Here is an 11,338-nt window from a genome sequence, read left to right as displayed (position 1 = left end):
AAACGTAGGAGCGAGCGCAGCTCTCGATGCGCCGCGCGGGCGGCGCTCGATCTGCGAGCCACCACAACAATCACGTCATGCCCTTGGTTGCCATCACGCGGTCTGCATCGGCCGCCGAAGATTGGATCGGATCGCCCTCACGCCTGTCTATCTGAAGGCGAACCGGCCCAACTGCTGTATGGTGGCCCGCCAAGCGAACCCTGATTTCCGGAGACACTGCATGCTGCGTATGTTTGAGCGCCGGCTCGACCCCTTTCCTCCCGACGAAGCACCGCCACCACCGATGGGCTTGTTGCGCTTCATGTGGGCCTGCACCCGCGGCGCCCGCGGCTACATCCTGGCACTGGCGCTGCTGAGCGCTGGCGTGTCGATCTACGAAGCCTGGTTGTTCTCGTTCCTGGGCCAGGTGGTCGACCTGTTGTCGGCCTGGAAGGCCGGTGATACCACTGGCCCCCAGGAAAGCCAGGTGCTGTGGGGCATCGGCAGCGTGCTGGTGATCAGCATCGTGCTGGTAGCCCTGCGTACCATGGTCCAGCACCAGGTGTTGGCCATCAACCTGCCGCTACGCCTGCGCTGGGACTTCCACCGGCTGATGCTTCGCCAGAGCCTGTCGTTCTTTTCTGACGAGTTCTCGGGGCGGGTCACCACCAAGGTGATGCAGACCGCACTGTCCGTGCGCGAAGTGCTGTTTACCGTAATCGAGATTCTGCCTGGCATCGGCGTGTACTTCATCGCCATCATCGCCCTGGCCGGGGGCTTCGACCTGAAGCTGATGCTGCCCTTCATCGCCTGGGTGGCATTGTTCGGGCTGGCGATGCTGTATTTCGTGCCACGCCTGGGCAAGGTCGGCCAAGAGCAGGCCAATGCCCGCTCGTCCATGACCGGGCGGGTATCGGACGCCTACACCAACATCACCACCGTCAAGCTGTTCTCCCACTCCAAGCGCGAGGCGCATTTCGCCCGTGCTGCCATGGAGGATTTCAAACAGACCGGTTTCCGCCAGATGCGCCTGGTGAGCCAGTTCGAGATCGTCAACCAGGCACTGGTGGTGGGGCTGATTTTTGGCGCCGGCGGCTACGCATTGTGGCTGTGGCACCAGGGCCAGGTAGGCACTGGCGCCGTCGCGGCCATTACCGCCATGGCGTTGCGAATCAACGGCATGTCTCACTGGATCATGTGGCAGATGACCTCGCTTTTCGAGAACATCGGCACGGTGCAGGATGGCATGGCCACCCTCACCCGCGGCCCCAAGGTGCAGGACGCACCCGGCGCAGGCGAACTGGTCACCCGCGGTGGCGCCGTCACGTTCGACAAGGTCAGCTTCAACTACAACGGCGAGCGCCAGGTGCTGACCGACCTCAGCCTGCAGATCAAGCCTGGCGAAAAGGTCGGCCTGGTGGGCCGTTCCGGGGCCGGCAAGTCCACGCTCATCAACCTGCTGCTGCGCTTCTACGATGTGGACAGCGGCGAGATCCGCATCGATGGGCAGAATGTGGCGAAGGTCACCCAGGACAGCCTGCGCAGCGCCATCGGCATGGTTACCCAGGACACCTCGCTGCTGCACCGCTCCATCCGTGACAACATCGCCTATGGCCGCCCGGACGCCACTGATGCGCAGATCCGCGCTGCCGCCGCGAACGCCCAGGCCGACGGTTTCATCAGCCAGCTCAGCGACCGCCAGGGGCACAGCGGCTATGACACCCTGGTGGGCGAACGCGGCATCAAGCTGTCCGGCGGCCAGCGCCAACGCATCGCCATTGCCCGGGTCATGTTGAAGAACGCGCCTATTCTGCTGCTCGACGAGGCCACCAGCGCGCTGGACTCGGAGGTGGAGGTGGCAATCCAGGAGAGCCTGGACGAAATGATGGAAGGCAAGACCGTGATCGCCATCGCCCACCGGCTGTCGACCATCGCGGCCATGGACCGGCTGATCGTGATGGACGACGGGCGCATCATCGAGCAAGGCACCCACGCGCAGTTGCTGGCCAAAAATGGCACCTACGCGCGCTTGTGGCAGCACCAGAGTGGCGGGTTTCTGGGCGAGGACCAGGGCGTGGCCCAGGTACTTGACTAACCGCAACGGCCGGTGCGCTAACCCAGCACCGGCCGCAGCAGCGCCTGGGCTTCGAACAAGGGTGCCAGGTAACGCATGCGAATCTCGTCAACGCTGGAGCGTGAGACATGGGTCGTGAGAGTGAGGGTAGCCTTCAACTGGCCGGCCCTGTCCAGCAGCGGCACGCCCACTACCCGCATGCCCACTTCATATTCCTGATCGACCACGCAAAAGCCTTGGTGCCTGACCTGCTGCAATTGCGCCAGCCACTGCGCCCGGTCGGTCTGCGTGTAGGGCGTCAGCGCCTGCAACGGGTTGCGCAGCAAGTAGGCGTCTCGCGCTGCATCGTCCTGCCAGGCCAACCAGACACGCCCGCCTGCCGTGCAGTGAATGGGCACCCGCGAGCCGGGACGAATAGACAGCGATGCAACGTGGCTGTAGCGGCTGCGCACCAGATGGATGATTTCGTCGCCATCGCGGGTGCCTACCGACACATGCTCCTGCGTTTGCCGGGCGACCTGCTCGACGATGGGCCGCAGCATGCGCGGTAACTGGGCTGAGTCCACATAGGCCTGGCCGATGCGTAGGGCTTTGGGCGTCAGCCAGTACTCACGGTTGTCGGTTTCAGCGAACCCTTCATGCACCAAGGTCAACAGGAACCGTCGCGTAGCACTCGGCGTCAGCCCCGACAAGCGGGCTGCGTGGGCGACGCTGAGGCGAGGATGGTCGGCGCTGAACAACTGCATCAAGGCCAGGCCCTTCTGCAGGCCGGCAATCAGGTCACGGGGGTGGATGTCAGGGGTGCTCATAGGGATCACGCTCAACGGATCGAAATAGTCCCAATCATGCGATAAACGCGCTCACATTGCGATAATCGCAGAATCAAAAGCCGTGCGGCATTGATCGCCGAGGGTGCCTGCCACACCCTTGCCTCCACAACAACATCAACAAGGAGGCCGCGATGATCCGTGGTGCTTTTGAACTGGTTGCCATCGTCGGCTCACCCATTGCCCAGGTGAAATCACCGGAAAACTTCAACACCTGGTTCGTCAACAACAACCGCGCTGTGGCGATGCTGCCCATCGACTTGCACGCCCAGGCGCTGGATAGCTTCGCCACAACCCTGCGGGGCTGGCAAAACCTGCGTGGCTGCGTGGTCACGGTCCCTTACAAGCAGGCCATGGCAACCTGTGTGGACAGCCTGAGCGTGCGCGCCGCTGCGCTGGGCTCGGTCAATGTGATCCGCCGTGAGCCTGATGGCCGGCTGTTGGGCGACAACGTGGATGGCGCGGGCTTCCTTGGCGCTGCCCTCAAGCATGGCTTTACAGCAAGCGGCCGGCGCGCCCTGGTGGTCGGTTGCGGTGGGGTCGGCAGCGCCATCGCCTACGCCTTGGGTGAAGCCGGCATCGCCAGGCTCAGCCTTACCGACCCCAGCAGCGCACGCTGCGCGGCACTGTGCGAGCTGCTCGGCCACACGTTTGCAGAACTCGAGATCGACACCCAGGTGGACGACCTGGGTGCATTTGACCTGGTCGTCAATGCCTCACCCGTGGGCATGGGCGACGACGCCCAACTGCCCCTGCCCGCTGCGCTGGTGGCCACCTTGCAACCCCATACGCTGGTGGCCGACGTGGTCACCTCGCCCGAGATCACACCCTGGCTGGCGCGTGCGCGGTTGGCGGGTTGCCGTATCCAGACCGGCGCGCAGATGGCGTTCGCCCAACTCGGCCACCTGGGCGCCTTCATGGGCGTCACCCCGCTGGAGATCTAAGCCCATGAACACGCTCGAACCCGATCAGCATCCCGTTGATGTGATCGTACTGGGCAGCGGCGCCGCCGCGTTTGCCAGCGCCGTAACGGCTGCCAGCCAGGGCCTGAACGTGGTGATGGTGGAGAAAGCCGCGCAATTTGGTGGCACCTCGGCCATTTCTGGTGGGGCGGTGTGGCTGTATGGCACTGACCAGGCGCGAGCAGCCAAGGTAAAGGACTCTGAAGAGGCCATGCGCACTTACCTCAAGCACGTGATCGGTGACGGTTACGACTCGACATTGGTCGATGCCTTTATCGAGCATGGCCACCAGGCGCTGCGCTGGCTGGAACACCACACCGAACTGCGCTATGCGCTACGCCCTCATTCCCCGGACTACTACCCGGACGCCCCTGGGGCCACCGAGTGCGGTCGGGCCCTGGAAATGGTCGAGTATGACGGTAGGCGGCTGGGCGCTCGCCTCAAGGACCTGCAAATGCCCCCGCCCGGCATGCTGCTGTTCGGCGGCATGATGGTGAACCGCGTAGACATCCAGCATTTTCTGAGTGTGCGCCGCTCGCCCAGGTCGCTGTGGCACTGCCTGCGGCTCTTGGCGCGCTACGGGGTAGACCGCCTGCGTCATCCCCGAGGCACGCGGCTGACCACGGGCAATGCGATGATCGCCCGCCTGGCCACCAGCGCTTTCGCCAAGGGCGTGCAACTTTGGCTGCGCAGCGAAGCAGAGGAACTGATCGTCGAACACGGTGCAGTCACGGGTGTGGTGGTAAGACGCGGCGGGCACCGGCATCGGTTGCTGGCAAAAGGCGGCGTGGTCTGCGCGATGGGAGGCTTTGCGGCAAGCCGGCTGGCAGCCAGCTACCGGCCAGATCTGCCCGGGACGCACTTGACGATGTCACCCGCCAGCAACGACGGTGCGGCCCTGCGCCTGGCCCGTGCGGTACAGGCTGCAGTGGGCCGGGGCCTTGCAGCCAACTTCTTCTGGGCACCGGTTTCTCAGGTTCGTCACAGCGATGGCCAGTACGAGCGCTTCCCGCACCTGGTCACGGACCGGGCCAAACCGGGGGTCATTGCCGTCGACAACAGCGGGCGGCGTTTCGTCAACGAAGCAGACTCCTACCACCACTTCGTAGAAACCCTCTTCGCCAAGGGCATGGCCAGTTGCTGGCTAATATGTGATGCCCAGGCCCTGAACCGCTATGGCCTGGGGCTCGCGCGACCAAAACCGGTAAACAACCAGGCACTGATCGACGCAGGCTACCTGTACCGTGCCGACACCCCCGAAGCATTGGCCCAAGCGATCGGCGTCGATGTGCAAGGCCTCGCGCACACCTTGCAGGCCTTCAATGCCGACGCCCAGGCCGGCCTCGATCCCGTCTTTGGCAAAGGCGCCAATGCCTACAACCGCTACATGGGCGACCCGCAGCACCGGCCCAACCCCTGCCTGGCGCCGCTGCAGACTGCCCCCTATTACGCCATACAGCTGCACACCGGTGACCTGGGCTCGGCGTGCGGCCTGGTGACGGACGCCAACGCCAATGTACTGGATGAGAGCGGCCAACCCATCACCGGGCTGTACGCCGTTGGCAACGACATGAATTCGATGATGAAGGGCACCTATCCGGGTCCCGGTATCACCCTGGGCCCTGCCCTCACGTTTGGCTGGCTTGCGGCCAACCACATCACAGCGCGCCTGCAAGCGCCGTCAATTCTCAAGGAGCACACCGCATGTACTACGAAATGAGAACCTACACCCTCGACCCCCTGAAAATGGCCGACTGGCTGGCGCTGTATCAAAGCCATGCGCTAGCCGTGCAACGTGAGCATCTGGGCAACCTGGTGGGGTTCTTCACCAGCGAATTCGGTGAAGTGAACCAGGTTGTGCACCTGTGGGGTTACGCCAGCCTGGACGATCGCATGGCCCGGCGTGCGGCCATGGCAGCCGACCCACGCTGGGCGGCGTTTTCCAAGCGCAATCGCGAGCTGGGGGCGGTGTTGAACCTGCAGTCACGGCTGCTGCGCCCTACTGGCTTTTCGCCCTTGCAGTAACTCACGCACGTTCTTTGACCTTGGGGCTGATTCGACATGCAAGCGCTTGAGTGTGACGTTCTGGTGATCGGCTCCGGGGCTGCCGGCCTGGCTGCTGCGGTAACGGCGGCCCATCACGGCCTGCGGGTGATCGTGGCGGATAAAGCCAGCCAACTGGGCGGTACCAGCGCCTGGTCGGGTGGCTGGCTGTGGGTACCGCGCAATCCGCTGGCCATCGCGGCAGGCCTGGTCGAGCCGGAAGCTGACCCGCAGCGCTACCTGTGCGCACAGACCCACCGTGCAACACTGGACCCGCGCCAGCAGGCGTTTCTGCAGCACGGGCCGCAAATGGTGGCGTTTTTCCAGCAGCATACAGCGGTGCGCTTCCAGTCCGGCAACCACGTGCCGGATATGCACGAGGGGCCTGGCAGTGCCGCCGGTGGGCGCTCGCTGTGTGCGCTACCTTACGACGGGCGCCTGCTGGGCCCATGGCTGGCCAAGCTGCGCCCCCCGTTGGGCATTGTCAGCCTCGCCGGCATGGGCATCGCCGGGGGTGCCGACATGGCTGCGTTCTTCAACGCCACCCGCTCCCCCAAGGCAGCCTGGTACGTGGGCAAACGGCTGCTGCGCCACGCACACGACCTGGTGATTCATCGTCGGGGGACGCAGTTGGTCAATGGCAATGCCCTGGTGGCGCGGCTGCTGCGCAGTGCCCTGGACCTGGGCGTGACGCTACTGACGGACAAGGCGGCTATTAAGCTATTGGGTCAAGGCCGTGTGGATGGCGCGCAGTTCGCCGATGGCCAGGTGATCCGTGCCGGGAGGGGCGTGGTGCTGGCCTGCGGTGGTTTCCCTCACGATAGCGAGCGCATTGCCCAGCTGATGCCCCATGCTCCTGATGGTCGCGAGCACTATTCAGCGGCGCCCAGCACCAACACCGGCGATGGTTTGCGCCTGGGTGAACGGGCAGGTGGCGTAGTCGATGCCGGGCTGGCCCATGCCGGCGCTTGGGCGCCGGTGTCGCGGGTGCCGGAGGCCGACGGGCGCTTCAGTCACTTCCCGCACCTGGTCGACCGTGCCAAACCGGGGTTCATTGCGGTACGCCGTGACGGGCGCCGGTTCGTCAACGAAGCGGATTGCTACCACGACTTCATGAACGCACTGTTCGCGGCCACGCCGGTGGGCGAGCCGGCGCAGGCGTGGCTGATCTGTGATCACCGCGCGCAACGGCGTTACGGGATCGGCTGGGCGAAGCCGTTTCCGTTTTCGACAGGTTTTTATCGCAGGCGGGGGTATTTGCACTGTGCGGGAACGCTGGCGGAACTAGGCCGCCAGTGCGGGATCGATGGGGCGCAATTGCAGCAAACGGTGGCGGCGTTCAACCGGCATGCTGTGGAAGGTGAGGACCCTGAGTTTGGTCGTGGGGGGTCAAGGCACAACCGTGTGCAAGGTGAGCCGTTGCAAGTGCCTAATCCGTCACTGGGGCCGCTGAAGCAGGGACCGTTTTATGCGGTGAAATTGGTGGCGGGTAGCCTTGGGACTTTCGCTGGTCTGGCTACGGATCATTGTGCGCGGGTGCTGGACTTGCGGGGGCAGCCGATTGGGGGGCTGTTTGCGGTGGGCAATGATATGAGCAGTGTGATGGGGGGCTATTACCCCAGCGGGGGTATTACGTTGGGGCCCGGGATGACGTTTGGGCACATCGCTGGAAATGTTTTGAGTGGTCGGGATGGCTGAGCGCGTGCCGGCGAGTACGCCAGCACGCGCTCATCAATACATTGACCTGTAATGGCTTTCGCCTGGGCCGGTATTGCTTCGACCGCTTTCCATGAGCCCGGTTTGGCGGGCTCATCGGCTGCTCAGCCCGGCGTCTGCTCTGCACTGACCGCAGCCGCTGGCTCAGGCGCAGCGGCTTTGGGTTTTGCACGGTTGCGGCGAGCCTGGTTGAAGTGCCGCGCGGCTTGCTGCTTGGCGTGCAGCGCCTGGGCGGCGGTCACACTGCCCGCAGCCTGCCCGTTCAAGTCCAGACGCGGGGCGTTTTCCACCATGCACGCCCAGTAGCGCGTGCCTTTGCACCAGGTGGCAATACCCAGTTTGAGCTGTTCACGGGTCAGGCCGAGCAGCTCCAGGTGTTGCTCGGCATCCTTGAAGATGCCCTCTTTGAGCGGCACCTTGGGTGCAGGGTTGACCGGGAAAGCCAATGGAAAATGCTTTTGCAAAGGCCATATGGCTTCCACTGCGGGATCCTGGCGGCGCGGGGTCGCCTGGGGGGGCGATTTGCGCGGCGCCGGCTTGGGCCGCTCGGCCTTGGCCTGTTCCTTTTCTGCCCGCAGGCGGTCACGGAGCTCCGCTAGTTGTTCAAAACCCATAGTTCAGTTCACTGCTTAGAAATTGATTACAAGGCGCGAGGATAGTCCATATGACGCTTCAGGGCACCTCAAACCGCACGATTGGATGATTCAGCATCGTAGATGACGGCTAATTGGGTACCGCCTGACTGATTCAGGTGAACTTAGCCACTTGCAATGGCTTCCCCTACCTACTTGTCACCCAAACCTACCGCTGAAGGAGCTGAACCCATGCGAGCACTGACGTATCACGGGGCGCACGATGTCAGGGTCGATAATGTACCTGATCCCATCATCCAGGAGGCGGACGATGTCATTCTCAAAGTCACCGCCACTGCAATCTGTGGTTCCGACCTTCACCTTTATCGGGGGAAGATTCCGCAAACCGAGGCAGGCGACATTTTCGGCCATGAATTCATGGGGATCGTTGAGGACACTGGCAGTGCGGTCACCGATCTGAAAATCGGCGACAGGGTTGTGATTCCTTTCGTCATTGCCTGTGGGGGGTGTTTTTTCTGCCAGCAAGACCTGTTTGCGGCCTGCGAAACCACTAACACTGGCCGGGGCGCGATTCTCAACAAGAAGGCGATCCCACCGGGGGCTGCCTTGTTCGGGTTCAGCCATCTGTACGGGGGGGTTCCGGGGGGCCAGGCCGATTACGTTCGGGTTCCCAAAGCCAACACAGGGCCGTTCAAGGTCCCCACGACGCTTGCAGACGACAAGGTACTGTTCCTGTCAGATATCCTGCCGACTGCCTGGCAGGCCGTTACCAATGCAGGCATAGGCCAGGGCTCTTCACTCGCCATCTATGGTGCTGGCCCGGTGGGTTTGCTTAGCGCCGCCTGTGCGCGAATGCTCGGCGCCCAGACCATCTTCATGGTCGATCACAACGATTACCGACTGGCTTACGCCCGGGAAGCCTACGGCGTGATACCGATCAACTTCGATGAAGACGATGACCCCGCTGACAGCATCATCCGCCATACCCCCGGCATGCGTGGCGTAGACGCGGTCATCGACGCCGTCGGCTTCGAAGCCAAGGGAAGCACGGCCGAGACGGTGATGACAGCACTGAAAATCGAGGGCAGCAGCGGGAAGGCCTTGCGCCAGTGCATCGCCGCAGTACGCCGGGGCGGCGTGGTCAGCGTCCCGGGGGTCTATGCCGGGTTCATTCACGGTTTCATGTTCGGGGACGCCTTCGACAAGGGCTTGACCTTCAAGATGGGCCAGACCCATGTGCACAAATACCTTCCCGAATTGCTGGAACACATCGAGGCCGGCCGCCTTGAGCCTGAGTTGATCGTCACCCACCGCCTGGCCTTGGAAGAGGCAGCCTTGGGCTACAAAATGTTCGACCAGAAACAGGATGGTTGCCGCAAGGTCATCTTGGTACCAGGTGCTGCCGCCGGGACATTAGGCACCGACTACGTTTGATGTTCACGCCCCCGGCCCGGGGCTCGCCCCGGGCCTCATTTCACCCACGGTGGGCCCTATTGTTCGGTAAGGTCCACCAATGGCACCTGACGCACCTCGGTTTCGCGCCCGCCCTGGATCTCGCTCACCTGCTGCAAAGCCTTGTCCACGGCCGTTTTATCCGCCAACAGGCTGTAACGGATGTGGAACTGGCGCTGCTCTTTTGGGCCAATCGTCGGGACCAGATTCAGAGGCCGCTGGTAACGACGGTTGTAGGAAAAACTCGTCCCAGGCTCCAGGCCGGTGACATAGCCCTGGCCTTGGGTGTCGGTGTTCTTCCACAGCGAGAACACCGGCAGCGTGCGGGTGTTGAAGCCCACCGCAACGCCCAGGCTGCCTGCCTTGTTGTGCAACACGGTCAGGGTATCGCCCTTGGCATCGGCATACGGCACCACGTTGTAGACCGTTTCATCGTAGTCCTTGGTGGGCGCGCGGTAGGTTTGCCAGTCAGGCAGGTCGCCCTTGGCCTTGTCATTGAACGGTGACACCTGCTTAACCGGGGCGGCGAAACGCGCCCCCTGCTCCAGAAACGGGGTGCTGAAGTTGCTGTGGTACAGCGCCTGGTATTCCTTGGGGTAATCGCCCTGGTTGGTAAGGGTGTCGTTGATGGCAAACGCCACGCTGCCCGGTTCGGTGACTACCTCGGTAGCCACGGCAAAGTCCACCTTCTTGAACGCCTGCTCCTTCAGTTCGCCACGCAAGGTGATGGCGTACGGCGGTTTCTCGTCGATGTGCAGGGTGACCTTGCTGGCCGGGATGTTGGCAGCACGGCCATGCAGGGTCAGCAACTCACCGTTGTCGACGCCGGGGTGGCCCACCCATTCATAGCCGCAGCGGGTGACCAGTTCGTTGAAGCCTTCCAGCCAGCCCAGGCCGTTGCGGCCATTGAGTTCGATGAAGGACGGGTTCACCACCTCGGTAACCGGCGAGTCCCAGCCCATGCGCACCGGGCCGACCGAGGCCTTGAGGATGTTCATGCCACGGGTGGGGACTACCGAGAGTTTCAGGGTGCCATTGTCGATATCCACGATGCTCACGCCCTCCTGCCGGCCTCCGTGCAGGGTGCGCAGGGTAACGCTGAAGGGCTTGTCGGTTTTCACACCGAGCGACTGGCTGGTGACCTGCCAGTTCTGGGCAGCTTTGTCGGTGTCGAGCAATACGTACTCCCAGGCCAAGGCGTGGGAAGTGGCAGACAGGGTGGTGAGCGCGACGATCAGTTTCAAGGGGGACATGGGGGTGGCCTTTCTTGATGTTGTGGATTGCTTATAGAGCGAAAGAAACGATTCAGCAAGTTTGCATTGGGCGCCATAGCGCTTGTTTCTACGTTTGTTCCAGGCCGCGCCATCTGCGCACGAACGCCTTGGCGTATGACGCAATATCGTGCCGTACCAACAAGGCGGTCGCGCGCGCCCGCCACAAGCGTGACTGGCCCGAAACAAACGTAGGAGCGAGCGCAGCTCGCGATGCGCCACGCGGGCGGCGCTCGATCTCACAGGCGAAAGAAACCTCAAGGCGGGCACCTGCAAGCCCTCACACCCCTTCCCCGCAAACCGGTCGGTGTATGGGTCAACGCAGATCGCGTAATGGCAACCAAGGGCATGACGAGGTTGTTGTGCTGGTGCGCAGACCGAGCGCCGCCCGCGCGGCGCATCGCGAGCTGCGCTCGCTCCT

The 11,338-nt window shown here is 63.2% G+C and carries 9 protein-coding genes; 6 read left to right on the top strand and 3 right to left on the bottom strand.

Features of this window, described 5'->3' with window-relative positions:
- The first annotated feature begins 220 nt into the window (after positions 1-220).
- The gene (locus IAE36_RS23015; RefSeq protein ID WP_201214926.1) at positions 221-2,074 is read left to right on the top strand and encodes an ABC transporter ATP-binding protein; all 1,854 of its coding nucleotides are present in this window, start codon (positions 221-223) and stop codon (positions 2,072-2,074) included.
- Between the two features lie 17 nt (positions 2,075-2,091).
- On the opposite strand, the gene IAE36_RS23010 is transcribed toward IAE36_RS23015, so the two are convergent.
- A complete protein-coding gene (locus IAE36_RS23010; RefSeq protein WP_201214925.1) occupies positions 2,092-2,862 on the bottom strand; it encodes an IclR family transcriptional regulator domain-containing protein in 771 nt (256 codons plus the stop codon).
- A gap of 152 nt (positions 2,863-3,014) precedes the next feature.
- Here IAE36_RS23010 and IAE36_RS23005 point away from each other — a divergent pair, with 152 nt between their 5' ends.
- The 4 genes from IAE36_RS23005 to IAE36_RS22990 are packed head-to-tail and all read left to right on the top strand — an operon-like array spanning position 3,015 to position 7,583.
- Positions 3,015-3,824, top strand: coding sequence for a shikimate dehydrogenase family protein (locus IAE36_RS23005; protein ID WP_060483126.1), 810 nt, complete (start codon positions 3,015-3,017; stop codon positions 3,822-3,824).
- 4 nt (positions 3,825-3,828) lie between these two features.
- Positions 3,829-5,562: an FAD-dependent oxidoreductase gene (locus IAE36_RS23000; protein WP_201214924.1), complete on the top strand. Its 1,734-nt coding sequence runs from the start codon at positions 3,829-3,831 to the stop codon at positions 5,560-5,562.
- Positions 5,547-5,867 (top strand): NIPSNAP family protein, encoded by a 321-nt coding sequence (locus tag IAE36_RS22995; protein WP_028633753.1) that lies wholly within the window; start codon positions 5,547-5,549, stop codon positions 5,865-5,867. Before IAE36_RS23000 ends, IAE36_RS22995 begins: the two co-directional genes overlap by 16 nt.
- Before the next feature lie 36 nt (positions 5,868-5,903).
- On the top strand, positions 5,904-7,583 hold the full coding sequence (locus tag IAE36_RS22990; protein ID WP_201214923.1) for an FAD-dependent oxidoreductase: 1,680 nt from the start codon (positions 5,904-5,906) through the stop codon (positions 7,581-7,583).
- 122 nt (positions 7,584-7,705) lie between these two features.
- On the opposite strand, the gene IAE36_RS22985 is transcribed toward IAE36_RS22990, so the two are convergent.
- Positions 7,706-8,215 (bottom strand): ProQ/FinO family protein, encoded by a 510-nt coding sequence (locus tag IAE36_RS22985; protein ID WP_201214922.1) that lies wholly within the window; start codon positions 8,213-8,215, stop codon positions 7,706-7,708.
- Between the two features lie 210 nt (positions 8,216-8,425).
- On the opposite strand from IAE36_RS22985, the gene IAE36_RS22980 reads away from it, so the two are divergent.
- Positions 8,426-9,628 (top strand): zinc-dependent alcohol dehydrogenase, encoded by a 1,203-nt coding sequence (locus IAE36_RS22980; RefSeq protein ID WP_201214921.1) that lies wholly within the window; start codon positions 8,426-8,428, stop codon positions 9,626-9,628.
- A 56-nt stretch (positions 9,629-9,684) separates the two neighbouring features.
- Here the strand turns inward: IAE36_RS22980 and IAE36_RS22975 are convergent, their stop codons facing one another.
- Positions 9,685-10,899 carry an aldose 1-epimerase family protein gene (locus IAE36_RS22975; RefSeq protein WP_201214920.1) on the bottom strand — a complete coding sequence of 405 codons (1,215 nt, stop codon included), beginning with the start codon at positions 10,897-10,899 and terminating at the stop codon, positions 9,685-9,687.
- Positions 10,900-11,338: the final 439 nt, after the last annotated feature.

This window comes from Pseudomonas sp. S36, from assembly GCF_016647875.1.
In the GTDB taxonomy this organism is placed as follows: Bacteria; Pseudomonadota; Gammaproteobacteria; order Pseudomonadales; family Pseudomonadaceae; genus Aquipseudomonas; species Aquipseudomonas parafulva.
Note: the sequence above shows the minus strand (reverse complement) of the source record. Positions and strands in the feature narration are given on the sequence as shown.